Source organism: Gordonia sp. SCSIO 19800, from assembly GCF_018132775.1.
GTDB classification, from domain to species: Bacteria; Actinomycetota; Actinomycetes; order Mycobacteriales; family Mycobacteriaceae; genus Gordonia; species Gordonia hongkongensis.
In genome coordinates this window covers 126,524-150,766 of sequence record NZ_JAGRQM010000010.1, presented here as the reverse complement: position 1 = coordinate 150,766, position 24,243 = coordinate 126,524, and the positions used below count along the sequence as shown (strand labels likewise).

Here is a 24,243-nt window from a genome sequence, read left to right as displayed (position 1 = left end):
GACAAGTGAATACTTGTTCCGAACATTTCAGTGCCACTGCAAAGTCGCCGCGGTATCGTCGCTCCATGGTCGACATCCACCGCCTTCGGGTTCTGCGCTCGGTCATCGGCGAGCAGTCCATCGGCGGAGCCGCGGCCTCGCTCGGATACACGCCGTCAGCGGTCAGCCAGCACATCGCCACCCTGCAGCGCGAGACCGGGTTGTCGCTGGTGGAGCGAGACGGTCGCGGCATCGTGCCCACCGAGGCCGGCACCATCCTGGCCCGCGAGTCCGACACCGTCTTCGAGCAGATCGCCCGTATCGACGGTCTGATCTCGGAGCTGCGCGACGGCCGACTCGGTCAGCTGCGCATCAACTACTTCGCCTCGGCGGGCGCCACCTGGATCCCGCCGATCGTCGCCACCATCTCGCGCGAGTTCCCCGGATTGCGACTGGATCTCCGCCTCATCGAGCTGATGGGCCCGTCGTCGGCGGCACCCGACATCGAGATCTATGTCGAGGACAGTCAACGCCCGTCCGCGGACGTGGCCGGGTTCGTCGGACGCCGGCTGACCACCGACCCGTATTCCGCTGTCGTACCCGTGGATTCAGCCTGGGCGGCGCTGGAGTCGGTGACCCTGCGCGAACTCTCCCAGGTGCCGTGGGTCGACAACGACGTGGCGCGGGGCCCCTGCCGGCAGGCAGTGCTCGACGCATGTACGTCGGTCGGTTTCGTACCCGACTTCAGTGTCGAGACCCAGGACTACCCAACCGCGATACGGTTCGTCGCGGCCGGGGTCGGACTCACCGTCGTCCCCCGGCTCGCGCTCGTCGACCTGCCGCCCGGCGTCACGGCAGTTCCCATCGTCGACCCGACGCCCGCACGCGAGGTGCGGGTCCGGGTACGACAGAGCGGACTCGACCTACCGCCCGTTCAACGGGTGCTCGAGATGCTCGACGCCGCGGTCGCGCAGGGTTTTTCGTGATCAGCCGAGCTTACGTAGGCGCGGTGCGAGGTCGCGTTCGAAGTTCTCCAGGAACCGCTGCTGGTCGTGGCCGGGGGCGTGGAAGACGAGGTGGTTGAGCCCGGCGTCGGTGTAGAACTTGACCTTCTCGACGGCCTCGTCGGGGTCGGAGGAGACGATCCACCGCTTGGCGACCTGTTCGATCGGGAGCTCGTCGGCCAGCCGCTCCATCTCGGTCGAGCTGTTGACGCTGTGCTTCTGCTCCGGGGTCAGCGACAGCGGGGCCCAGAAGCGGGTGTTCTCCAGCGCCAGTTCGGGATCGGGATCGTAGGAGATCTTGATCTCGATCATCTTGTCGATGGTGTCGACATCGCGCTCGGCCTTTGCCGCACCCTCGGCGACCGCGGGTAGCAGCTTCTCGGTGTAGAGCTCGGGCCCCTTGCCCGAGGTACAGATGAAGCCGTCCCCGGCACGCCCGGCGTAGCGTGCGACCACCGGCCCGCCGGCGGCGACGTAGACCGGGATCGGTTGCTCGGGAATGTCATACATGTAGGCGCCCTGCGTGTGGTAGTACTCGCCGTCGAAGTTGACCTCTTCGCCGGTCCACAGTTCGCGCATGAGCTTGATGGACTCGCGCAGGCGCGCGAAGCGTTCCTTGAACTCCGGCCACTCTCCCTGGAAGCCGGTCGCGTACTCGTTGAGCGCTTCGCCGGTGCCGACACCGAGCATGATGCGTCCGGGGTAGAGGCAGCCCATCGTGGCGAAGGCCTGCGCGATGACCGCGGGGTTGTAGCGGAAGGTCGGGGTCATGACCGAGGTGCCGATCTGCACGCGCTTGGTGCGCTCGCCGACCGCCGCCATCCAGGCCAGCGAGAACGGGGCGTGGCCGCCGTTGTGCCGCCAGGGCTGGAAGTGATCGCTCACCGCAACCGAATCCATGCCGTGCTCTTCGGCCGCGACCGCGATCTCCACCAGCTCGCGCGGATCGAACTGCTCCGCCGATGCCTTGAAACCGAGCTTGAGTTCTGCCATGTCCATCGCTCCTTTGCCACCGGCCCTCACCCGCCGGCGCGGGCCGGTCTGCGGAGTCGGCCCAATCGTCGTGTGACCTCGCTTACCAACGTAGAGCATGCGGACAGACGCCGACGTCGGGAGCCGGACGGGACCTCAACCGGCCGGTGGCGGGCCAGCACATCCGCACTCGGGATTCCTCCCGCAGCGAACACGCTGGACCTCAAGTTGGGTTTAAGTTCTACCGTGGACGGCATGAGTATGCAGTCCGTGGCCTGGGACATGATGTACAAGTCCTCCACCCAGCCCAGCAGCAAGCGATTGCGGGGCGACCGCCGGGTGACACTTCGCCGTATCGGTGGGTTCGCCCGACCGCACCGACGCCGGATCGGATGGTTCCTCCTGCTGTCGGTCTTCACCGCTGTGCTGACCGTCGTGACCCCGCTGCTGGCGGGTCGCGTCGTCAACCTCATCACCGAGAGCGGCTCGGAGATGATGATCGTCGGACTCGCGGTCGCCATCGCGCTGATCGCCGTCGCCGAGGCCGCCGCGGGAATCGGGGTCCGGTGGCTGTCGGCGAACATCGGGGAGGGTCTCATTCTCGACCTACGGCGAGCTGTCTTCGACCACGTGCAGCGGATGCCGATCGCGTTCTTCACCCGCACCCGCACCGGGGCCCTGGTGAGCCGGCTCAACAACGACGTCATCGGCGCCCAGCGGGCATTCAGCGACACCTTGTCCGGCGTCGTGTCCAACATCGTCACCCTCACCCTGACGCTGGGCGTCATGATCGCGATCAGCTGGCAGATCACATTGCTGGCGCTGATCCTGCTGCCGGTCTTCGTGATACCGGCGCGGCGGATGGGCCGGCGCATGGCCGCGCTCTCCCGCGAGGCCGCCGAGCACAACGCCCGCATGTCCACGCAGATGACCGAGCGCTTCTCCGCCCCCGGCGCCACGCTGGTGAAACTGTTCGGGCGCCCCGATCTCGAGTCGCGCGAGTTCGCCGACCGCGCCGACCGGGTCCGCGACATCGGCGTACGGCGGTCGATGTTGCAGGCGTACTTCATGACGACGCTGATGCTGGTGTCGGCGCTGGCCCTCGCCCTGGTCTACGGGCTCGGCGGATGGCTTGCGGTACAGGATCATCTGTCCGCGGGCGCGGTCGTCTCACTGGCCCTGTTGCTCACCCGGATGTACGCGCCGCTCACGGCCCTGGCGAACGCACGGGTCGAGATCATGAGCGCCCTGGTCAGTTTCGAGCGCGTCTTCGAGGTCCTGGACCTACAACCCCTCATCGCCGACGCACCCGACGCGGTACCGGTGCCCGGCACCGAGAGCGGGCGGCCCGTGCCGGTGTCCGTCCGATTCGACGACGTGTCCTTCGCCTATCCGGCGGCGGACAAGGTGTCGCTGGCATCGCTGGAAGAGGTTGCCCAACTCGACAATCGGGCCGGCACGACGGTCCTGCACCATGTCGACCTCGATGTCCCGGCCGGCAGCATGGTGGCTCTCGTGGGCAGTTCCGGTGCCGGCAAGTCGACCATCGCGAGTCTCGCGACCCGCCTCTACGACGTCGACGAGGGCTCGATCCAGCTGGCCGGAGTCGACATCCGGAAACTGCAGACCGCATCGGTCCATCGAACCGTCGGTCTCGTCACCCAGGACGGCCACCTCTTCCACGACACCATCCGGGCGAATCTCGTGCTCGCCCAGCCGAACACGTCCGATGACGAGATCTGGGACGCACTGCGACGGGCTCGGCTCGACGAGCTGGTCGGCTCGCTGCCCGACGGACTCGACACCGTCGTCGGCGAACGCGGTTACCGGCTGTCCGGCGGTGAGCGCCAACGCATGACGATCGCCCGCCTGCTGCTCGCACAACCGTCGGTGGTCATCCTCGACGAGGCGACCGCGCATCTCGACTCGACGTCGGAGGCGGCGGTCCAGGCGGCGCTCGGCGAGGCCCTCGAGGGACGGACCTCGATCGTCATCGCGCACCGGCTGTCGACGATCCGGGCCGCCGACGAGATCGTCGTGCTCGAAGCCGGGCGTGTCGTCGAACGCGGTGATCACCCGACGCTCCTGGCACGCAACGGACGCTATGCCGAGCTCTACCGAACGCAGTTCGCCGAGGACGACCCCGAGGACTCGGATTCGCTGACGGCGTGACCCTTCGTGACGCGGCCTCCGCAAGCTCCGCCCGCTCCTCAGGGAGCGGGGGCAGACGCGGCCCGGTTTCCTGCTCCCTGAGGTGCGAACGAAGCGAGCCCAACCACCGCTCCCTGAGGTGCGAGCGAAGCGAGCCACGAAGGGTCTCGCAAGGTGTCTCACCAGGCCCTTCGTGGCTCGTCGCTAGCGCTCCTCGCACCTCAGGGAGCAATGGATATGTCGTTCTCTCGGATCAGGGAGCAGGGGTGAGCTCAGTCGTCGAGGTCGTCGAAGTTGTCGATCAGGCCGCGGCGCCGGGGGCGATCGTCGGTGTCCTTGACCCGCTCACCGAGGCGGCGGCGGAGCTGCATGGCGATCAGCACGACGTTCACGATCACCACGGCGATCCCGACGGCCACCCAGAACCACCGGCCGTCCTGCCACCAGCCGACCGTCAGCCAGCCGATGCAGAAGATGAGGATGGTCGCGCCGACGATGGTCAGCGTCATCGAGAACGTCTGCGCGCTCCGCGAGAAGTCGGGGCCGGTGGTCACGATGATCTCCTGCAGTGGTGGACAGCTGATGGTCGCGGCCGCCGACATGGGCAGCGTGCCGTTGTGGAGCGCAGGTCAGGACTGGATCACCATGGCAACCGCGACGAGGACGGCCACCACCACTATCGCAGCGACCACAAGCATGACCTGCGTCGGCCCCGGCATCTCGCCACCGGAGGTCAGCGCTCGCGTGGTCCGTCGCCACCGCCAGGCCCCGAGAACCGCCAGCGAGGCACCGAGTCCGACCATCACGACGCCGAGCGTGATGTCGACCATCGGCGTCGTCTCGTCGGGAGCGAGGTAGACCACCGCGATACCGGCCGCCATGAAGCCGAGTGCGGTCCGGACCCAGGCGAGCAGCGTTCGTTCGGCGGCGAGGGTGAATCGGGCGTCCACTGCGCCTGGCGGTCTGGTCTCCAGCTCGTCGGCGTACGACTGCCCCGGGTTCACCGCATCCGGAGTCGCCGGGTTCGGGGCACTCACCCCGTCAGCCGGCCCGTTTGCCCGTTCGCTCGTCAGTGCTCTTGCCCTCTCGGATCGCTTCGGCGGCGAAGGCCGCGGTCACCTCGACCGCGTCCAGGGTCTCCGGGTGGCGGGCGCTCAACACCGGGAAGGCGTGCACCTGCCATGCGTAGAGGTGCGCCACGGCCGTGACGCCCGCAGCGTCGAGCGACTCGACGAGGTCGATGACGTCGGGCTCGAGCATCTCACCTTCGGCCGCGACCAGCACGGTCGGCGGGAACGAGGTGAGATCGGCGTCGGCGATGCGGCGCACACCGGTCAGCTGGACGGGCCCCTGATCGAACTGGGGCGCCAACCGGGCCATCTTCGACTTGGGCAGATAGGCGTCGGATCGACTCGAACGGTCCGGGTGGACCCCCAGGTCCATGTCGAGGAGTGGCGAGAACCCGATCAGCGCCGTGGGTGTGGGCAGGCCGCGCGCCGTGGCCGCCTCGACCACCTTCGCGGCCAAGAAACCGCCGGCCGAGTCACCGGCGACGATCACCCGCCGGAAGCCACGCTCGTTGATCAGCTCGGCGTAGGCGTCGACCGCGTCCACGACGGACGTCCCGACACCGGCCTTCGGCAGCTGCCGGTACTCGAGTGAGAACACCGGCACCTCACACGCCCGCGCCATCCGCGCGGCGATCGATCGGTGGGTGCCGAGCCCGCAGACCACGAAGGCGCCGCCGTGCAGGTAGAGCATCGCGGTGTCGCCGTCCCGGCGGGACGGTCCGACCGGCATGATCAGCTCGGCGGGCCGCCCGGCGAGGACAAGCTGCTCACGGACCACGCCGCGGGGTTTGGGTCCAACGGCAAAGATGCGGTCGATGAGGAACAGCCCCGCCAGCCCCTGCTTGTTGATCGGCCACAGCGCCAGGGTCGGTTTCAGGAGCGCACGCGCACCGAACCAGATGGGGAACGACCGCAGGCTCGGCCGACGGTGATGAACGATGGGCATCAGATTCCTCCTGTGCCCGAACGTACACCCCGGGAGCGTCCGTTTCAGTCCGTTCGTCGGGGTCGCCGTTCATGGTGTCGAGGTCGTTCGGTCACCTTCGTCGGCTATATTCTCGGACTCGTGACCAGATCGCGGATGCGCCCGGCAGGTGCCGTTTAGGTGCCCATTCCACCTCAATTCCTCCTGTCTGCACAGGCAGACCCGCCGCGCACCCTCTGCGACGTGCTCACCGCCACCGCGCGTGCACACCCGGATGCCGCGGCCATCGACGACGGCGAGATGACCCTCACCTACGGCCAGTTGCTGGCCGTGGTCCGCCGCACGGTCGCACGTCTCGGCGAGGTCGGCGTCGGGCGGGGAAGCCGGGTCGGCATCCGGATGCCGTCGGGGTCGCGGGACCTGTACGTCGCGATCCTGGCGACCCTCTATGCCGGCGCCGCGTATGTGCCGGTCGACGCCGACGACCCGGACGAACGCGCCGAGCTCGTCTTCGGCGAGGCCGAGGTCGACGCCATCGTCGACGCCGACGGACCCCGTTCGACGAAACCGGCGTCGACGCCCGCGCAATCTCCTGCCCGCCCCACACCCGACGACGACGCGTGGATCATCTTCACCTCCGGTTCCACCGGCAAGCCGAAGGGCGTCGCGGTCACCCACCGCAACGCGGCGGCGTTCGTCGACGCCGAGGCGGCCATGTTCCTGCCGGACGCCCCGATCGGCCCGCACGACCGTGTCCTGGCCGGACTGTCGGTCGCGTTCGACGCCTCGTGCGAGGAAATGTGGCTGGCGTGGCGCAACGGCGCGTGCCTGGTGCCCGCACCGCGCTCGCTGGTCCGCAGCGGCATGGACCTCGGTCCGTGGTTGGTGGCGCGCGACATCACGATCGTGTCGACGGTTCCCACGCTGGCATCCCTGTGGCCGCCGGAGGCGCTGGAAGCCGTGCGGCTGTTGATCTTCGGCGGCGAGGCCTGCCCGCCCGAGCTCGCCGACCGGCTCGCCGTCACAGGTCGCGAGGTGTGGAACACCTACGGCCCCACCGAGGCGACGGTCGTGGCGTGCGCCGCCCCGCTGGGCGGCGACGGCCCGGTCCGTATCGGATTGCCGCTGCGCGGTTGGGATCTCGCGGTCGTCGATGCCCAGGGCCAACCGGTGGCCGAAGGCGAGGTCGGCGAACTGGTTATCGGCGGCGTCGGCCTGGCGCGCTACCTCGATCCCGCGAAGGACGCGGAGAAGTACGCACCGATGCCCACGCTCGGCTGGGAACGCGCCTATCGCAGTGGCGATCTCGTGCGCCTGGACACCGCCGGCCTGTTGTTCATGGGCCGCGCCGACGACCAGGTGAAGGTCGGCGGACGGCGCATCGAACTCGGCGAGATCGACAACGCTCTGCAGAACCTGCCCGGCGTGAGCGGAGCCGCAGCCGCGGTCCGCAAGTCCGCGGCCGGCAACAGTCTGCTCGTCGGCTATCTCGTGTCGGCCGATCCCGGCTTCGACGTCGCCGAGGCGCACGCCGAGCTGCGGCGACAGCTGCCCGCCGCGATGGTCCCCACCCTCGCCCTCGTCGACGAATTGCCTACGCGCACTTCGGGAAAGGTTGATCGTGATGCGCTGCCCTGGCCCCTGCCGGGCAGCGACAGACCAGTGGATGACGACGTTGAACTCAGCGAGACCGAACTGTGGCTGGCGCAGCTGTGGACCGACGTCCTCGGCATGACCGTCTCCAGCCCGGACGTCGACTTCTTCGCCGAGGGCGGTGGATCACTGGCCGCGGCCCAGCTCGTCACCGCGGTGCGGGAACGCTACCCCGACATCTCGGTGGCCGATCTCTACGACCGTCCGCGCCTCGGGTCCATGGCCGAGATGCTCGACGCCCGCCGCCCGACGACGAGCATCGATGAACGCCTCGTCGAACCGACCCCACGCTCGGCCGGGCTGGCGCAGCTCCTGCTGACCATCCCGCTGACGACGCTCACCGGATTGCAGTGGGCCACTTGGCTCGGCGTGGCGAACAACGTGGCGCTGCTCGTCGCCGACCGGATGGATCGCACGGTCGAGTGGCTGGTCGAGATCAACTGGTGGGTCCTGCTCGCGGCGTTCCTGATCTTCATCACCCCGCCCGGTCGCATGTGCATCGCGGCGCTCGGTGCGCGGGTGCTCCTCGCCGGGGTCGCTCCGGGCGTTCATCCGCGGGGCGGGAGCGTCCACGTCCGGTTGTGGGTGGCCGAGCGACTCCTCGACGCCAGCGGTGCCGCCAACCTGTCCGGTGCGCCGTGGATGATCTACCTCGCGCGGGCTCTCGGGGCGTCGATCGGGCGCGGCGTCGACCTGCACACCATCCCACCGGTGACCGGACTGCTCACGGTCGGGGACGGCGCGTCCGTCGAACCCGAGGTCGACATCTCCGGATGGTGGATCGACGGCGACGACGTCCACATCGGCGAGATCGCCATCAAACGCGGCGCGTCGATCGGCGCCCGGTCGACGCTCACCCCTGGTGCGGTCGTCGGACGTGACGCGGTCGTCGCCCCGGGTTCGGCGGTGTTCGGGCGGGTCAAGGCCCGGCAGCACTGGGCCGGGTCGCCCGCGGTGAAGATCGGCAAGGCCGAGCATCCCTGGCCCGACCACCGGCCCCCGCGGGCGACGTGGTGGGTACCCATCTACGGACTGTCGTCGTTGGGGCTCGCCGCGATCCCCCTGCTCTCGCTGGCCTCGGGCCTGGCCGTCATCGGCGCCTGGGCGCTGACCGCGGACCGGTTGCGCGACGTCGGGATCCGCGCGCTGATCCTGTTACCCGTGGCCACCGTGACGAGCCTGTTCGTGTTCGCGGCGATCACCGCGGTCCTGGTCCGGCTCGCCTCGATCGGGCTCCACACCGGGTATCACCCGGTCCGGTCCCGCGTCGGCTGGCAGGTCTGGATCACCGAACGCCTCCTCGACGCGGCCCGCACGTATCTGTTCCCGCTGTATGCCAGCCTGCTGACCCCCACGTGGTTCCGCATCCTCGGCGCGAAGGTCGGCGAGGGAACCGAGATCTCGACCGCGCTCGTGCTCCCCCGATTCACCACGATCGGCGACGGCGCCTTCCTCGCCGACGACACGATGGTCGCGTCGTACGAACTCGGCGGCGGCTGGCTGCACATCGACGAGGCGAAGATCGGCAAGCGCTCCTTCCTCGGCAACTCCGGCATGACCGGCCCCGGGCGCAAGGTCCCCAAGAACGGTCTGGTGGCCGTGCTGTCGGCGACGCCCGACCGGGCCAAGTCGGGCTCGAGTTGGCTGGGCAGCCCACCGGTCCGCCTGCGCCGCACCGCCGCCGAGATCGACACCTCGCGCACCTTCGACCCGCCGGCGACGCTCAAGGTCGCCCGCTCGCTGATCGAGACATTGCGCCTCGTGCCGGTCATGGTCTCGTTCGGGCTCGGCGTCGGACTACTGCTCGCGCTGCAGTACGTGGCCGTCCATGAGCACTACGGGCTCGCGGCAGCGGTGAGCGGTCTGCTCCTGCTGGTCGTCGGCGCGATCGCCTGCGTCACCGCAGCGGCGGCGAAATGGCTGGTCGTCGGCCGCATCACGGTGAGCGAACATCCGCTGTGGAGTTCGTTCGTGTGGCGGAACGAGCTGTCCGACGCCTTCGTCGAGACAGTGGCGGCTCCGTGGTTCGCCAACGCCGCGACCGGCACGCCGATCCTCAACCTGTGGCTGCGGATGCTCGGCGCCAAGATCGGCCGCGGCGTCTGGTGCGAGACCTACTGGCTGCCCGAGGCCGACCTCGTCACCCTCGGCGACGGCGCGACCGTGCAGCGCGGCTGCGTCGTGCAGACCCACCTGTTCCACGATCGGGTCATGGCCATCGACCGCGTCACGCTCGGGGCCGGCGCGACCCTCGGCCCGCACTGCGTCGCCCTACCGGCGTCCGGACTCGGCGACTCGGCGACCGTCGGACCGGCATCGCTGGTCATGCGCGGCGATGTGGTCCCGGCCCACACCCGCTGGCAGGGGAACCCCATCGCTCCCTGGCCGCGCTGATCCGAGAGGATCGCATAACCCCACCCCTGCTCCCTGAGGTGCGAGGAGCGCAAGCGACGAGCCACGAAGGGTCCTGGCGAGACGAGTTGCGAAGACCCTTCGTGACGCTCGCAAGCTCGCTCCTCAGGGAGCGGAGGGCGACGCTCGCAAGCTCGCTCCTCAGGGAGCGGAGGGCGACGCTCGCAAGCTCGCTCCTCAGCTCAGGGAGCAGAGCAGTGACGCTCACGAGTGTTCCGGCTCAGACCGCGGGCTCCCCGGTGGCCGGCTGCTCGACCTTCTTGGGCAGCGTGAGCAGCGTGGCGATCGACAGCGCGACGAGCATGATGCCGCCGACCCAGGCCAGCACCTCGAGCGAGAACGCGGGCAACACCATCATCACGATGCCCGCGATGATCGCGATGATGCCGGAGAGGATCAGGAACCAGGTGGGCGCGTGCCCGGACTTGGTGATCGCGGCGTACAGGTCGGCGACTCCCTGGAAGATCCAGCCGATGCCGATGAACACGGCCAGCAGCCACACGGCGTCGCCGGGACTGAACAGCGCGATCACGCCGGCCAGCAGCACGATCGCGCCGACGATGCCGAGCATCACCCGGACCCCGGTGCTCAGGAACGACGCCGCGAAGGCCTGATAGATGCGGAAGATGCCGGCGATGATCAGCGAGATCGCGAACAGGATGGCGAGGACGACGATGGTCGGCCCCGGCCACAGGATCGCGATGACCCCGATCACGATGCCGACGATCGACGTGATGATGAGTGCCGTGCGGACGGCACCGACCAGTTCGTCGGGGAAGTGCTTGGTGTACACCGTGGCGAAAGTCATGGTGGGAGGTTATCCGGCACAGCAGGATCCGGCGCGCTATTCGCTCAGGAGCGGCACAAACCCGACCGCATCGCCGACGCAGATGAACAGCGGGGTAACAAGTAACGATGACCAACATCGCGTTCTTCGAGCCGATCTCCGACACCGGCCGGCCCGGCGCCGGTCTCCGATACCGGCCGACACCCTTCGCCGCCAGCCTGTGGGCGCCCGGCACCCTGAACGGTCCGGCGGTGTGCGGCCTCGCCGCGCGGGCGGTCGAGACCGAGTTCGGTGACGATGAGTTCGTACCCGCCCGGTGCACCATCGACCTCTTCAAGGCCGCGCGCGACATCGTCACCTCCACCCGGGTCCGAATCGTCCGATCGGGCGGACGAATCCGGGTCGTCGACGTCGACGTGGTCCAACACCCCGAAGGTGCGGATGAGGTGCTCGTCGCGCGCGGCACGACGGTGTTCCTGCGCACCTCGACCAACCCGCCCGGGCGGCGGTGGCATCGCCCCGCCGACGCGGTCACCTTCCACCCACCCGAGATCGCCTCCGACGACGACCTGTCCCCCCGGTTCGCCTCCGATGCCGCGGACGACGCCGTCGGTGAATGGGAGCGCGACATGGGCAATCACCAGAACGGGCACCGCAAACGGATGTGGTCGCGGGCCGCACCCATCGTGGCGGGCGAGAAGCTCACCCCGTTCCAGCGGGCGGTCGTCAGCGCCGAATCCGCGAGCCTGGTGTCGAACTGGGGCACCACCGGCATCGGATTCATCAACTGCGATCTGACCGTCGCCCTGAGCCGTCTGCCGTCGGGTGAGCGGGTCGGGGTCGAGGCCGACGTCCACATCGAGGACGACGGCGTCTCGGTCAGCAACGCCGGACTCTACGACGCCGACGGCATGTTCGGGACCGCGCTCGTGACCGCGGTGAACAACGCCGCCGCGCAGATCGACTTCACCACCGTGGACACCTCGGAGCGCTATCGCGAAGCCTGAGTTCGACACGACCGTTCGCGGTGGTCGGGCACCGTAGCGGACCTCACACATATCTCTCAGGTCTTGATAAGGTCACGGCCATGACACGGCGCCTCGCACGGCTTTTCCTGGGTCTAGTCGTCACCTTGCTCGCTCTGGCCCTGACGACGACCCTGGCCGCCTCCCCCGCCCACGCCGCCCGCTACGCCAACGGTCCGGCGACCATCGTCAACCGATTGACGGGGCCGTTCGCGATGAACGACACCATCGGACGGTTCAACATCGTCGGTACCGATCTCGGTGTCATGTGGGACAACGGCCGAGGTGAGATCCTCACGGCGTTCGGTGACACCCAGTCGTTCAACGGGTGGTCCCTCCTGTACGGCGAGCTCTACTACTGGCGGTCCAACGTCCTGCTGCGCAGCACGGACCGCCACCTGGCCGACGGCATGACGTTCACCTCGCACGCCGGCCGGCCGGGTCATGCCAAGCGCCTGCTCAAGCCGAACGTCCGCCGCGAGATCACGATCATCCCGACCGCCGGCGTGGCCGCCAACGGCAAGCAGTACATGACCGTGATGTCGGTCAAACGGTGGGATTCGCCCGGCATCTGGACCACCAACTGGGCGGGCCTCGTCTCCTCCACCGACAACGGCGAGAACTGGCGCTCGGTCGGTGCGTTCCGCCCCAATGGCGGCGGCAACAAGAAGTTCCAGATGGGCGCCTTCCTGAAGGTCGGCAAGACCGTCTACTACTACGGCACACCCGACGGCCGCTGGGGCGGTGTCTACCTCGCGCGCGTCGACGAGAAGGACATCGAGAATCTCGGCAAGTGGCAGTACTTCTCATACGGCCGTTGGGTTCCGAACAACCCCGACGCCGCCACCCCGGTGATGGGCGCCCCGACGGGCGAGATGTCGGTCCAGTGGAACGACTATCTGGGCAAGTACATCTCGCTGGCGAGCCAGGACGTCGGCGTCACCCTGCGCACCGCCGACAACCCCTGGGGCCCATGGACTTCCGGCGAGATCGTCGCACCTTCGGTGGACCCGTACACGGGTTACGCGCCGTACATCCACCCGTGGTCGAAGGGCAGCACCCTCTACTTCACCTACTCGGTCTCCATCGGCTATCAGGTGTACCTCATGCGTCTGCCGCTGCGGCGCGGCTGACCTCGACCACCGACATCGGGGCGATTGCCCCGTCGCTCTCGATGATCAACTGTCGGCGATGGTGAGCACGACCAGCGGGATGGGGCGGTCGACCTTGGACTGGAAGTCCGCCAGCAGTGGGTTGTTGGCCAGCACCCAGGCTGCGAACTCGTCGTAGTCCTCGCCTTCGAGCACCTTGCCGGTCCCCTGATGCGTATTGTTTCGGAACTCGATCCTGACCTGTGGATTCGCCTTGATGTTGTACCACCATGCCGGGTACTTGTCCTCGATGAACGAGCTCACGTACATGGTGTCGTCGCGGTAACAGGGCCCCAGTGGAACCGTGTGTGGCTTTCCGCTCTTGGCCCCGGTGGTGGTGAGCAGGATGAGTTCCGCGCCCGCGTAAGCGCCGCCCACCTTGCCCGCGTTCTCCCGAAACTCCTTGATCACATCATCGTTCCAGTTGGCGATGCCGCCCTCTTGTTCCCACGCCTGGTTCCACGGCGCGTTCGGATCGTCGTAGTCGGTGATGATGGTCTGATCGGGCTGTCCTGCGGTCGATTCGGTTTCACTCATGATCCGAGTGTGTCGTCGAGTTAGGACAGTTACGGTCCTAACTCAAATCGCTACGAAAACTCGTCCTGCCGCCTGTCGGTAGGTGACCCGCCGACACGTCGGGGCGGTTGACGTCCGTTTCCGGACCCAACCGCCCCGGCGCCTTCTGTTGTGCTCAGCTCTGGCCGAGCATCCCCTTCATCTGGTCGATCTCGGCCTGCTGGGTCCGCTTGACCTCCAGGGCAAGGGTTTTCGTCGCGGGGTCGACGCCGTCGGCGAGTACCGCGTCGGCCATCGCGATGGCGCCCTCGTGGTGCCGGATCATGCCCTCGAGCCAGAGCCGGTCGAACTCGGGACCGCGTGCGTCCCGCAAGGCGGTCATCTGGTCTGGGCTGAGCATGCCCGGCATGGCGGAGTGACCACCGTGGCCCATGTTCTCGTGGCCGTCGTCGAGGCCGTCGGTACTGACGCCCCAACTCTCCAGACGGTTCGTCATCTGCTCGATCTCGGCGTCCTGGGCCTTCTCGATCGTCGACGCGAGGGCGACCAGTTCCGCATTGTCCGTCCGGCCCTCGACGAGTTCGGCCATCTCCACGGCCTGGTCATGGTGTCCGATCATCGTCGAGGTGAACTCGACGTCGGCCTCGTTGTGGGTGGCCGACGCCTGAGCTTGCGTCGCCGCCGATGCCGAGGTGTTGGCGGAGGTGGCGTCGCTCGCCGTTTCGTCGGGTGAGCAACCGGCGACCGCGATGAGTGCCGCCGCGGCCAGGCCGACCCCTGACGCCGTCCGAATACGGCGCCGAGATGTGTTGTGTATGTACATGAGTGCATTCCTTGCTGCTGTCGGAGTTCCCGGCGGGCGCGACGCCGGCCGAGAGGGAGGAGAGATGACGACACGACGGACCGAGCGGTCCGCGGAGGTCAACTCAGCAGCGGATCACCTGTAGTTGCAGATGGGAGTACATGGCCCACGGCGGCGGACGACCCAGGATCGTCGTCCGACGGCGAGCGGTGTCGACGATCCGCGGAAGCGCCGCAAGCGACCAGAGCAGGAGAACGAGAACCACGGCCGGGAGATCGACGCCCGCCGCACGGATGAAGACGCAGTCGTGCGAGTGCTCACCACAGTCGTCGGTTCCGGTCATCTCCGGGGCTGAGGTCATCGTCGACGATGCCGTGAGCGCCGAATGCTCCGCATGGTGGGACATCCCGCTCTCGCCGTGTAATTCCGGCCCGCTCGCTCCGCTCCCGGCGCCGCCACCGGAAGGCCCGCCATGACCCGACACCACCGTGTGCATGAGCATCACGGCGAGAGCGAGCAGGAGAACGAGTGCGCGGCGCCGTACGACGGCGCCACGACCGGTTCTGCGGCGGCGGCTCACGGTGCCATATTAGGAGGTCACGATGCTGTCGTCGATGCCCTGGCGTCATCGGGACGCCGATCGTCTCCCGACTCCGACGCTGCATCCTCGGCGGCTCGGCGTCGTTGTCGTGGGATCAAGATCTTGCGATCGATGATCTGGTAGGTCGCGACCACCGCTGCGGCCAGCAGCCACCCGAGCACGATGTCGAAGATGTAGTGCTCGGCGGTGTACACCAGGGCGAACGCCATCGCGAGGGCGTAGCCCATGAACAGGGTCTTGCCGAGCGCCTTCACCCGCGGCCACATGAAGAGCGCGAGGAGCATCGTCAGACCCGCGTGCAGCGACGGGATCGCGGCCACCAGGTTGGACTTGCCCTGCCCGACCTCGACGAGGTTCGACGCCGCGTGGATGTTGAGGTACCCCCAGCCGCGCGCCGAGATCCGTTCGACGTAGGGATTGGCGTCCGGGTACTCGTTGTCCAGCGGCCCGAGCAGACCGCCGGGCTCCTGCGCCTCGGGCGAGTACATGCAGATCGGGTCGCGCGGGAAGTCCTGGACCTCGGCCGCGGTGCATCGCGCGGCGGCCCACGGCGGGGCGCCGGGGACGAGGGTGTACCCGACCAGGGCGAGGAAGGTCGTCGCCACGAAACACGCCGCGTAGCGTCGCCAGGCGGCGCGATCCTTCAGCCACAGCACGGCCGCGACGGCATACGGGATGATGAAGTACGACATGTAGACGATGCTGACGATGACCTCCCACCAGGGCGGACTCGCCTGCTTGAGGTTCTCCTGCAGCCATGCCGTGGGATTGACCCCACCGGTCAGCCAGGCGTCGAAATCGATCGCCAGATGCCAGTGGGTGGGCATGTCGACGATGCGCGCGACGTCGCGCGTCCAGTCGTAGAGGATCAGGATCAGCGCGAACGGCGCCCAGTCGATGAGGATCGTGATGAACTTGCGCCGGCCGATACAGGCAGCCGCGAGTCCCAGACACATCAGGATGATCAGGCGCGTGCGGTCGAAGGCCAGACCGTAGAGGGCGACGTGCACCGCCATCAGCACGATCCAGGCACCGATCGCGATGCGCCGGACCATCGTCAGATCGCGACGGCTCTCGGGATCGGCTTCCATCTCGGCGGCGGCGGCCAGGTCGTCGAGGATCGGTTCCACACCCGCGCGTCCGGCGTCGTCGCGGTCGGTGTCCTCACGACCGGTGGCCACCACAGAGTCCTTGGTGTCGGAGGTGGTCGTCTCGGCGCTCTCGCGCTCGTCGCGCTTGGAGGGTCTGCCCGGCTGCGGGACGCCCACCGTCTCGTCGACACTCACCCGACACAACCCCGCCCGTCACACCCCGCAGGGCAACCACCCACTTAAACTGCCGTCAGTGTAATGGCCATCTGTTGTTCGCGAGCCAAGCCGACGGCCAGGCATGTCGGATTTGAGCATTTCCGATGCCGCAAGCCCGGGCGAACGGTCTCCGCCAGCGGTTTTCGCCGGACGCCTCGCCGATCAGGGTGTTGTGGATCACACTGGAGGGCGTCGATCCCCTGAGGAGGTCTCGGTGCCCAATCGCTACCTGCGCTATGGCGACCAGCGCTACATCATCAACAAGGAGGCGGAGGCCCGTCTCAACCGCACCCTCGACGCGGTGTACGCCGACGGAACCCGCGGTCACGAGTGGCTGAACCTCTATCACGACAGCGCGGCACCGTGTCGACTCCTCATCGCAGCCGGGGTCCCGATCACCATCGAGACCGAGCCCTGTCTGGGCGACTGATCTCCCGTCGCCGCGGAGAGCCGGTTGAACGAGGGCGGCGTCCGACCCGGCGTGTCCCACTCATCGACGACGACGGGGGCGTCGGCGTGTCGGGGTGGGCCACTATCGTTGTCACATGCGCATCGGAGCCCATCTTCGCGAGGACGCCGACCCCTTGGCCACTGCCGCCGAGCTCGGGATCGATGTCTTCCAGATGTTCGTCACGGATCCTCAGAGCTGGAAGAAGCCGCAGCCGAACCCGCGCGCGGCGGAGTTCCGTGAGTCCGACATCGACGTCGTCGTGCACTCGAGCTACCAGATCAACGTCGCCAGTCTGAACAACCGGCTGCGGATGCCGTCGCGCAAGGCCGTCGAGCAGCAGGCCGCGGCCGCCGCCGAGCTCGGCGCCTTCGGGCTCGTCGTCCACGGCGGGCATCTGCGCGACGGGGAGGACAGCGCCGAGGGATTCGCCAACTGGCGCAAGCTGTTCGACCGCCAGGCCGACAAGGGCGGCTTCGGCGTCCCGATCCTCATCGAGAACACCGCGGGCGGCGATCACGCGATGGCACGCACGCTCGAGTCCATCGACCGTCTGTGGGAGGCCGTCGGCGACTTCGACCAGGCGGGCTTCTGCCTCGACACCTGCCACGCCTGGGCCGGCGGCGAGGATCTCATCGGACTCGTCGAGCGCGTTCGTCAGATCACCGGCCGGATCGATCTCGTGCACCTCAACAACTCTCGCGACGAGTTCGACTCGGGCCGCGACCGTCACGCCAACCTCGCGTCGGGCCACATCGACCCCGAGGTGCTCGTCGCGGTCGCCGAGGCGGCGGGCGCACCGGTCATCCTGGAGACGCCCGGCGACGGCATCCCCGACGATCTCGAGTACCTGCGCTCGGCGCTATAAGACGTCGATCACGACAGATTCCAGGCGGGCGCCGGCGGAGTCACCGGGTATGCGGCGACGTTCATGACGACCGTCCCGTCGCAGGGCCCGCCGTCGATCGTGGTCCGCCACACGCCCTTCAGCGTGCCGTCGCCCTGCGGGGTGTAGGTCGCGATCGACGTCGCCGGGCGCCACACCTTCGGCACACCGGCGCCCTGCCAGCAGTCCCATTCCCAGTCATAGCGGTGCACCCAGGATCCTGCCTCCCAGGTGTAGCGCGGCGGCTGCGGCAGCGTCGGATTCGCGGGTTTCGGCCCGTCGATCACCGTCGCCACGCACGTACCGCCGTCGCACGATGTCCTGAAGGTGTAGTCGTCGGAGAAGTCCGGCTCCGCCTGCCGGGCCGCGAGGCTCGTTCCGGTCTTCGAGGCGGCGAACCGCTTCAACGAATACACGCCGTCCCACGAGGGCGTCGCCGCGGCGTCTGCCGGGGCGACAGCCACCAGGAGTCCGGCGGCCAGGGCGACGATCGAGATCACCACGCTCACGAAACCTGTCGCACCGACACGTGCGGGTCCGATCACCAGTCTGCGCATTCGTTCATTGGAACGTACTCGCGGTTCCTGCGCCGGCGTTGCGGATTTCTCGGCGCTCCGGGTGCGCCAACCGGCGCAGATCACACATCTTCTGATTGATCCGGCGGGGATATGGGGCTACTCTAGGGTTACCGGCGAGTAACATAGCTCGGACCGAACAGCCCCCTCATCCGGCCGGTACGCGCACAACCGTGAGCGATCGGACCGGGTCGAGGACGCCATCGCAGACGGCCACACCAGACAAGGAACAACCATGGGCCATTACAAGAGCAACATGCGCGACCTGCAGTTCAATCTCTTCGAACTGTTCGAGCTCGACAAGGTACTGGAGTCCGGCGACTTCGGGGACCTCGACCACGAGACCGCCGTCGACATGCTGCGCGAGGTCCGTGCGCTGGCCGAGGGCCCGATCGCCGAGTCCTTCGTCGACGCCGACCGCAATCCCCCGGTCTTCGACCCCGACGAGCACACCGTCACGATCCCCGAGTCGTTCAAGAAGTCGTACAACGCCCTGGTCGAGGGCGGCTGGGACAAGATCGGTGTCGCCGAGGAGCTCGGCGGCCTGCCGGCCCCGCGCTCGCTGTACTGGGCCATCGGCGAGATGATCCTCGGCGCCAACCCGCCCGTGTTCATGTACGCCGCCGGCGCGGGCTTCGCGAACATCTTCTACAACAACGGCACCGACGAGCAGAAGAAGTGGGCCGCCATCTGCTCCGAGCGCGGCTGGGGCGCCACCATGGTGCTGACCGAGCCCGACGCCGGTTCCGACGTGGGTGCCGGACGCACCAAGGCCGTGCAGCAGGAAGACGGTTCCTGGCACATCGACGGTGTGAAGCGATTCATCACCTCGGCCGATCAGGACATGACCGAGAACATCTTCCACCTGGTGCTCGCCCGCCCCGAGGGCGCCGGCCCGGGCACCAAGGGTCTGTCGCTGTTCTTCGTGCCCAAGTACCACTTCGACTTCGAGACCGGCGAACTCGGCGAGCGCAACGGCGTCTTCGTCACCAACGTCGAGCACAAGATGGGCATCAAGGCGTCCGCCACCTGTGAGGTCACCTTCGGACAGCACGGCACCCCCGCCAAGGGCTGGCTCGTCGGCGACGTCCACAAGGGCATCGCGCAGATGTTCGAGGTCATCGAGCACGCGCGAATGATGGTGGGCACCAAGGCCATCTCGACCCTGTCGACCGGTTACCTGAACGCGCTCGAGTACGCCAAGGAGCGCATCCAGGGTGCGGACATGACCCAGATGACCGACAAGGCCGCACCGCGCGTGTCGATCACCCACCACCCCGATGTGCGTCGTTCGCTGATGACCCAGAAGGCCTACGCCGAAGGTCTGCGCGCGATCTACCTCTACACCGCGTCGCACCAGGACACCGCCGCCGCGAAGATCGTGTCCGGCGCCGATCCCGACATGGCCCACCGCGTGAACGATCTGCTGCTCCCGATCGTCAAGGGCGTCGGCTCCGAGCGCGCCTACGGCACCCTCGGTCACGAGTCGCTGCAGACGCTCGGCGGGTCGGGATTCCTCCAGGACTACCCGATCGAGCAGTACATCCGTGACTCGAAGATCGACTCGCTGTACGAGGGCACGACGGCGATCCAGGCCCAGGACTTCTTCTTCCGCAAGATCATCCGCGACAAGGGCCAGGCTCTCGCGCACGTCGCCGGACAGATCCAGAGCTTCATCGACTCCGAGGCGGGCAACGGCCGGCTGAAGACCGAGCGGGCACTGCTGAAGACGGCGCTCGACGACGTGCAGGCGATGGCTGCCTCGCTGACCAACGATCTGATGGCGGCACAGGAGAACTCGGCCGAGCTGTACAAGGTCGGACTCGGTTCGGTCCGCTTCCTGATGGCCGTCGGCGACCTGCTCATCGGCTGGCTGCTCCTCCGCCAGGCCGAGGTCGCCCTCGCCGCTCTCGACAACGGGGCCTCCGACGCCGACAAGTCCTTCTACGAGGGCAAGGTCGCCGTGGCGAGTTTCTTCGCGAAGAACATGCTCCCGCTGCTCACCTCGGTTCGCGTCACCGTCGAGAACATCGACAATGACATCATGGAGCTCGACGAAGCGGCCTTCTGAGGCCAACCCCTCTGAGCCCGAACAAACTGAGAACTCCCACCGGCGAATCCGCCGGTGGGAGTTCCTCTTTGTGTCGAGCCGGCGCACTCGCGTCTCAGACCCCGCGGTGCGGCATCGTCACTCGATCACGCTGAAGCAGTATCCGACCGGCCGCGGTTTCTCCGCGAAGTAGGTCCCGTCCGAATCGGGACATTCGGGCTCCCCCGCGGCCTTGGTGTCCACGCGGATGTTCGTTCCGCCGGAAACCGGCGATCCGCAGTCGATCTCACGAATGTCGGCGAGCGCGGTACCACCGGTCGCCGACGGGATGTAGTAACAACGGCCCTCCTGGTACACCGGCGCCAGACAGAGCGCACCCTCCTCGCCCGCGACCCAGTAGCGCGAGTAGTTGGGACCGCAGAGCCCTTGCGTGATGGACTTCTCCGCGACGACATAGTGGAAGTCGGTGTCGCCGCAGGACACCTCGTCGGCTTCGAGGGTCTCCGGCTCCGCCGTCACGACGATGCACTCGCCGGCGTCGACGTCATTGGTGTCGGTGACCCCACCTCCCTGCGCCGACGACACCAGCACCCGCGCCACGCCACCGGCGATCACGATCAAGAGCAGCACCCCGACGATTCCCAGCGCGACCCACAGACCGGTGCGCTTCTTCTTCGGTGGCGGCGGGAACGGCGGCCCGGGCGGGTACATCCCGCCCGGGATCGGGCCCGGGTACTGCGGCGGACTGCCGTAAGGCCCCTGGTTCGGCGGCGGTGCGCCGTAGGGCTGGTTCGGTGGCGGGTACCCGCCCTGCGGTGGGTACTGCCCGGGCTGTTGTAGCCCGAATCGCGGGTCCCCCGGCTGGTATGGCGAGTTGGTCACGCCGCGAAGACTACCGGTGCGCCGGTGCCGTTACCGGACCGGCGGCCGAACCCGCAAACCCACCACTTTTCGGCATATCCACCCCGTCTGAAGGGGGTGGATATGCCGAAAAGTGGTGGGTTTGCGCAGCTGTCAGACCGCCTTCTTCCGCTTCCGCTGCCCGGCCCGGGCGGAGACCGCGGCGCCGAGGAGGATCATCCGCATGGTGCGCTCGGCGGCGTCGGCGAGGAGTTGCTCGCCATTGGCGACTGCCTCCGACAAGGGCATCGGTACCGTGATGATCGACGCGATCGCCCCGATCCCCACGTCGTGGACGGCGGGCGCACCGTGCCCGAGCGAACCCGCCAGCGCGACAACGGGCACACCCCGCAACTGGGCGCGGCGGGCCACCTCCGCGGGCACCTTGCCGCGCGGGGTCTGGAAGTCGATCGAACCCTCTGCGGTGATCACCAGATCCGCCTTGCCGATCCGATGATCGAGGTCGATGCCGGACAGCCCGGAATCGAGTAGTGCGTCGAACCGCGAGCGCAGTTTCCCGCCGGCTGCCGCCAGGCCCGCACCTAGTCCACCCGACGCGCCGGACCCGGCCCCCTGCCGATAGTCGATGTCGGCCAGCCCATCCCGCTGCAGTATGTCCGCCCAGACGTCGAGCGCCGCCGACAGCGAGTCGACCTGTGCGGGCGTCGCCCCCTTCTGCGGCCCGAAGACGCGGGCGACGCCGCTCGGTCCGCAGAGGACGTTGTGCGGGTTGCCCGCGACCACCACCTCGGTCTCACGCAACCGCGGATGCAGGCCGGTGAGATCCAGCGACGCCGCGCGCGCCAGTTCGTTTCCGCCGCGACCGATCTCGTCACCGTCATGGTCCAGGACGCGCGCACCGAGCGCCTGGAGCGCACCCGCGCCGCCGTCGCATGTGCCCGAGTCGCCGCAGCCGACGAGAATCGCCGACACCCCCGCGTCGAGGGCCGCGGCAATCAGTTGTCCCACTCCGTAAGTGGTGGTGGCGCCGGGATCTCGCTGCCCCGCCGGAACGAGTGCCAATCCAGCTGCGGCGGCCATCTCGACGACGCCGATGCGGTTCCGACCGACGCCGACCTCGGCCCAATGCGACTGCACCGGCTCACCGGTGGGACCGCGGACGGTCAGCTCGTGGAGCCGCCCGTTGCCCGCGGCCGCCAGGATGCGTGCCGTTCCCTCCCCGCCGTCCGCGATCGGTGCGATGTCGACGCGCACCCCGGGGAGCGTGCGCCGCACCCCCGCGGCGATGGCGGTCGCCACCGACACGGCGTCGAGGCTCTCCTTGAAACCACTCGGGGCGACCAGGATTCGTTGCGGAACTCGGACAGACATCGGCACTCCTGTTGATCGATCGGACAAGGTCTTGATGAGGAGACGGGAACTCGCACCCGGAGGCACATTCGGGACAGTCGCGGCGATGCGACGGTCAGGACGAGAGCAGGGGCAGACCCAGGTAGGGCCAGACCCAGAACGCGAAGATGAGGAGCAGCACCAGCGACACCGGCGCGAGCAGCGCCGACATCGTGAGCAGATGTCGGGGTTCGTAACCGGGGACGTCGTCGCTCGCCGCGAACATGGCGACCGGTTTGGCCGAGCTGGTGAGGGTGATGCAGAACCCGGCGGCCGCGGTGGACAGGAAGGCCGCGGCGACGGGGTCGACCCCGACGGCCGGGGCGGTCACCACGATGATCGGGATCAGTACCGCCGAACGGGCCGAACGGGATTGGATCACCAGATGCGCGAGCAGCGAGACGATCGCCGCGACGACGACGAACACCATCGCCGCCGCCGGCCCGGTCTCGGCGATGGACCCGAAAGCCTGATCCGCCAGCCACTCCGCGGCACCACTGGAGTTGAGCGCCATCCCCAGCGCGAGGGTGGCGGCCATGAACAGCAGGAGCGTCCACGGGACGGTCTTCAGCGCCGCGCCCAGCGTCGTCGCGCCGACCGCCGGCGCCGACGCGGCCAGCGCGCCGAGCACCGCGACGATGGCCGGGTCGACACCGTGCAGCGGTTCTGAACACCACAGCGCCACAACGAGTCCGAGGATGCCGGACACCCGTCGTTGTGCAGACGTGAGCGGGCCGGAGGTCGCCGTCCCGGTCGTCGCGAGAGCGGTCGGCGGCACGCACAGCGGACGTGCCCGCTCGGCGCGATCGGTCATCAACCACAGTGCCGACTCGGCCGCGAGGTGCGACCACACGAGCGCCAGGGGGATGCCGAGGACCGCCCAGTGCAGGAATCCGATACCGCCACCGGTTGCGGCCGAGACGATCTCGACGGTGATGAGGTGCGCACCGGCACCCAGAAGCGATCCCACCGCCGAGAAGAGGATCACCATCGGGAAGACCAGCGCGAGGCAGAGCACCAGGCGCGGTCGGTCACGCAGGACCGCGGCGAGCGCGAGAAATATCGGAAGAGCAAGGGCCGCACGGCCGGACGTCGCCGGGATCGCGAACGTGGTCAGCAACAGGGCCGCGGTGATCAGATGGACCAACTGACGAGGCGTCCGGGCCCGGCGGACGACCCGCGCCGACACACGAGCCGACAGACCTGACGCCGTGACCGCGTCCGCGATCACGAAAGCACCGATCAGCAACCAGATCACGCCGGAGCCGAGCGTGCCCGCGAAGGTGTTGGCGTCGATGATGCCGAAGACCACCAGAGCGATACCGCCACCCAGCGCGACATAGGTGTCATCCAGCGGCGAGAAGATCCACGCCCACACCGCGATCAGGAAGACGAGGAGGGTGACAACGGCGTCGAACGGCAACTCCCCGGTCCACCCGGCATGTCCGACGAACGCGCCGGCGCCGAGAACGACGACGAGACCGGCTGCCGCCCACGGGGACAGCACGCTGCCGACGGCGTCGAGGAGGGGGCGCCGCGGCGGCGATGACGGCGTCACCGTGCGCACCGGTGGACGCGTCGCGTACATCGTCACCGGCCCCGGGTGTCCCGGGCCTCGGTCGATCGTGTGCGGAACGTTCATGGCGACCACTCTGCGGTGCCGGCGTGACACCTTCATG

Annotated in this window: 21 protein-coding genes; 8 read left to right on the top strand and 13 right to left on the bottom strand. The window is 68.2% G+C overall.

What is annotated here, in order from left to right; genetic code table 11:
* The first annotated feature begins 65 nt into the window (after positions 1-65).
* Positions 66-965, top strand: a complete 900-nt coding sequence (locus KB201_RS13900; RefSeq protein WP_078113230.1) for a LysR family transcriptional regulator — start codon at positions 66-68, stop codon at positions 963-965.
* Here the strand turns inward: KB201_RS13900 and fgd are convergent, their stop codons facing one another.
* The gene (gene fgd, locus KB201_RS13895) at positions 966-1,976 is read right to left on the bottom strand and encodes a glucose-6-phosphate dehydrogenase (coenzyme-F420) (protein WP_065630452.1); all 1,011 of its coding nucleotides are present in this window, start codon (positions 1,974-1,976) and stop codon (positions 966-968) included.
* A gap of 234 nt (positions 1,977-2,210) precedes the next feature.
* On the opposite strand from fgd, the gene KB201_RS13890 reads away from it, so the two are divergent.
* Positions 2,211-4,127, top strand: coding sequence for an ABC transporter ATP-binding protein (locus tag KB201_RS13890; RefSeq protein ID WP_058249912.1), 1,917 nt, complete (start codon positions 2,211-2,213; stop codon positions 4,125-4,127).
* A 251-nt stretch (positions 4,128-4,378) separates the two neighbouring features.
* Here KB201_RS13890 and KB201_RS13885 read toward each other — a convergent pair whose 3' ends face one another.
* The 3 genes from KB201_RS13885 to KB201_RS13875 all read right to left on the bottom strand — a co-directional run bounded on the left by KB201_RS13885 (position 4,379) and on the right by KB201_RS13875 (position 6,122).
* Positions 4,379-4,660: a hypothetical protein gene (locus KB201_RS13885; protein ID WP_159371585.1), complete on the bottom strand. Its 282-nt coding sequence runs from the start codon at positions 4,658-4,660 to the stop codon at positions 4,379-4,381.
* A gap of 75 nt (positions 4,661-4,735) precedes the next feature.
* The gene (locus tag KB201_RS13880) at positions 4,736-5,143 is read right to left on the bottom strand and encodes a YidH family protein (protein ID WP_068972081.1); all 408 of its coding nucleotides are present in this window, start codon (positions 5,141-5,143) and stop codon (positions 4,736-4,738) included.
* Between the two features lie 4 nt (positions 5,144-5,147).
* Positions 5,148-6,122, bottom strand: a complete 975-nt coding sequence (locus tag KB201_RS13875; protein WP_159371587.1) for an alpha/beta hydrolase — start codon at positions 6,120-6,122, stop codon at positions 5,148-5,150.
* 159 nt (positions 6,123-6,281) lie between these two features.
* Between KB201_RS13875 and KB201_RS13870 the strand changes: the two genes are divergently transcribed.
* The gene (locus KB201_RS13870; protein ID WP_165629466.1) at positions 6,282-10,148 is read left to right on the top strand and encodes a Pls/PosA family non-ribosomal peptide synthetase; all 3,867 of its coding nucleotides are present in this window, start codon (positions 6,282-6,284) and stop codon (positions 10,146-10,148) included.
* Positions 10,149-10,386: 238 nt separating this feature from the next.
* Here the strand turns inward: KB201_RS13870 and KB201_RS13865 are convergent, their stop codons facing one another.
* Positions 10,387-10,974 carry an HdeD family acid-resistance protein gene (locus tag KB201_RS13865; RefSeq protein ID WP_068971230.1) on the bottom strand — a complete coding sequence of 196 codons (588 nt, stop codon included), beginning with the start codon at positions 10,972-10,974 and terminating at the stop codon, positions 10,387-10,389.
* Between the two features lie 107 nt (positions 10,975-11,081).
* On the opposite strand from KB201_RS13865, the gene KB201_RS13860 reads away from it, so the two are divergent.
* Together KB201_RS13860 and KB201_RS13855 are read left to right on the top strand one after the other, a co-directional pair.
* On the top strand, positions 11,082-11,960 hold the full coding sequence (locus KB201_RS13860) for an acyl-CoA thioesterase domain-containing protein (RefSeq protein ID WP_065630363.1): 879 nt from the start codon (positions 11,082-11,084) through the stop codon (positions 11,958-11,960).
* 80 nt (positions 11,961-12,040) lie between these two features.
* A complete protein-coding gene (locus KB201_RS13855) occupies positions 12,041-13,111 on the top strand; it encodes a DUF4185 domain-containing protein (RefSeq protein ID WP_058252206.1) in 1,071 nt (356 codons plus the stop codon).
* A 45-nt stretch (positions 13,112-13,156) separates the two neighbouring features.
* Here the strand turns inward: KB201_RS13855 and KB201_RS13850 are convergent, their stop codons facing one another.
* From KB201_RS13850 to KB201_RS13835, 4 genes are all read right to left on the bottom strand, one after another.
* Complete coding sequence (locus KB201_RS13850; protein WP_065630362.1) at positions 13,157-13,666, bottom strand: nitroreductase/quinone reductase family protein; 510 nt, start codon at positions 13,664-13,666, stop codon at positions 13,157-13,159.
* A gap of 154 nt (positions 13,667-13,820) precedes the next feature.
* Positions 13,821-14,468: a DUF305 domain-containing protein gene (locus KB201_RS13845; protein WP_211539488.1), complete on the bottom strand. Its 648-nt coding sequence runs from the start codon at positions 14,466-14,468 to the stop codon at positions 13,821-13,823.
* Positions 14,469-14,571: 103 nt separating this feature from the next.
* Positions 14,572-15,027, bottom strand: a complete 456-nt coding sequence (locus tag KB201_RS13840) for a hypothetical protein (RefSeq protein ID WP_165629460.1) — start codon at positions 15,025-15,027, stop codon at positions 14,572-14,574.
* A gap of 17 nt (positions 15,028-15,044) precedes the next feature.
* Positions 15,045-16,334, bottom strand: coding sequence for a phosphatase PAP2 family protein (locus KB201_RS13835; RefSeq protein ID WP_374193924.1), 1,290 nt, complete (start codon positions 16,332-16,334; stop codon positions 15,045-15,047).
* 235 nt (positions 16,335-16,569) lie between these two features.
* Between KB201_RS13835 and KB201_RS13830 the strand changes: the two genes are divergently transcribed.
* Both KB201_RS13830 and KB201_RS13825 read left to right on the top strand, forming a co-directional pair.
* Positions 16,570-16,785, top strand: coding sequence for a hypothetical protein (locus KB201_RS13830; protein WP_065630359.1), 216 nt, complete (start codon positions 16,570-16,572; stop codon positions 16,783-16,785).
* Between the two features lie 115 nt (positions 16,786-16,900).
* Positions 16,901-17,671, top strand: a complete 771-nt coding sequence (locus KB201_RS13825; protein WP_065630358.1) for a deoxyribonuclease IV — start codon at positions 16,901-16,903, stop codon at positions 17,669-17,671.
* An 8-nt stretch (positions 17,672-17,679) separates the two neighbouring features.
* On the opposite strand, the gene KB201_RS13820 is transcribed toward KB201_RS13825, so the two are convergent.
* Positions 17,680-18,246 carry a hypothetical protein gene (locus tag KB201_RS13820; protein ID WP_165629459.1) on the bottom strand — a complete coding sequence of 189 codons (567 nt, stop codon included), beginning with the start codon at positions 18,244-18,246 and terminating at the stop codon, positions 17,680-17,682.
* A 253-nt stretch (positions 18,247-18,499) separates the two neighbouring features.
* Between KB201_RS13820 and KB201_RS13815 the strand changes: the two genes are divergently transcribed.
* Positions 18,500-20,335: an acyl-CoA dehydrogenase gene (locus KB201_RS13815; RefSeq protein ID WP_211539487.1), complete on the top strand. Its 1,836-nt coding sequence runs from the start codon at positions 18,500-18,502 to the stop codon at positions 20,333-20,335.
* A 117-nt stretch (positions 20,336-20,452) separates the two neighbouring features.
* On the opposite strand, the gene KB201_RS13810 is transcribed toward KB201_RS13815, so the two are convergent.
* From KB201_RS13810 to KB201_RS13800, 3 genes are all read right to left on the bottom strand, one after another.
* Complete coding sequence (locus KB201_RS13810; RefSeq protein WP_211539486.1) at positions 20,453-21,196, bottom strand: hypothetical protein; 744 nt, start codon at positions 21,194-21,196, stop codon at positions 20,453-20,455.
* A 132-nt stretch (positions 21,197-21,328) separates the two neighbouring features.
* Positions 21,329-22,546, bottom strand: a complete 1,218-nt coding sequence (locus KB201_RS13805; RefSeq protein WP_211539485.1) for a glycerate kinase — start codon at positions 22,544-22,546, stop codon at positions 21,329-21,331.
* Positions 22,547-22,640: 94 nt separating this feature from the next.
* Positions 22,641-24,206, bottom strand: a complete 1,566-nt coding sequence (locus KB201_RS13800) for an SLC13 family permease (RefSeq protein WP_211539484.1) — start codon at positions 24,204-24,206, stop codon at positions 22,641-22,643.
* Between the last annotated feature and the right edge of the window lie 37 nt (positions 24,207-24,243).

Bases quoted from the DNA above. Each gene is read 5' to 3' on its own strand.
- KB201_RS13850 (WP_065630362.1), bottom strand. From the start codon at position 13,666: ATGAGTGAAACCGAATCGACCGCAGGACAGCCCGATCAGACCATCATC.
- KB201_RS13855 (WP_058252206.1), top strand. From the start codon at position 12,041: ATGACACGGCGCCTCGCACGGCTTTTCCTGGGTCTAGTCGTCACCTTG.
- KB201_RS13860 (WP_065630363.1), top strand. From the start codon at position 11,082: ATGACCAACATCGCGTTCTTCGAGCCGATCTCCGACACCGGCCGGCCC.
- KB201_RS13865 (WP_068971230.1), bottom strand. From the start codon at position 10,974: ATGACTTTCGCCACGGTGTACACCAAGCACTTCCCCGACGAACTGGTC.
- KB201_RS13820 (WP_165629459.1), bottom strand. From the start codon at position 18,246: ATGCGCAGACTGGTGATCGGACCCGCACGTGTCGGTGCGACAGGTTTC.
- fgd (WP_065630452.1), bottom strand. From the start codon at position 1,976: ATGGCAGAACTCAAGCTCGGTTTCAAGGCATCGGCGGAGCAGTTCGAT.
- KB201_RS13845 (WP_211539488.1), bottom strand. From the start codon at position 14,468: ATGTACATACACAACACATCTCGGCGCCGTATTCGGACGGCGTCAGGG.
- KB201_RS13805 (WP_211539485.1), bottom strand. From the start codon at position 22,546: ATGTCTGTCCGAGTTCCGCAACGAATCCTGGTCGCCCCGAGTGGTTTC.
- KB201_RS13875 (WP_159371587.1), bottom strand. From the start codon at position 6,122: ATGCCCATCGTTCATCACCGTCGGCCGAGCCTGCGGTCGTTCCCCATC.
- KB201_RS13900 (WP_078113230.1), top strand. From the start codon at position 66: ATGGTCGACATCCACCGCCTTCGGGTTCTGCGCTCGGTCATCGGCGAG.
- KB201_RS13825 (WP_065630358.1), top strand. From the start codon at position 16,901: ATGCGCATCGGAGCCCATCTTCGCGAGGACGCCGACCCCTTGGCCACT.
- KB201_RS13890 (WP_058249912.1), top strand. From the start codon at position 2,211: ATGAGTATGCAGTCCGTGGCCTGGGACATGATGTACAAGTCCTCCACC.
- KB201_RS13800 (WP_211539484.1), bottom strand. From the start codon at position 24,206: ATGAACGTTCCGCACACGATCGACCGAGGCCCGGGACACCCGGGGCCG.
- KB201_RS13815 (WP_211539487.1), top strand. From the start codon at position 18,500: ATGGGCCATTACAAGAGCAACATGCGCGACCTGCAGTTCAATCTCTTC.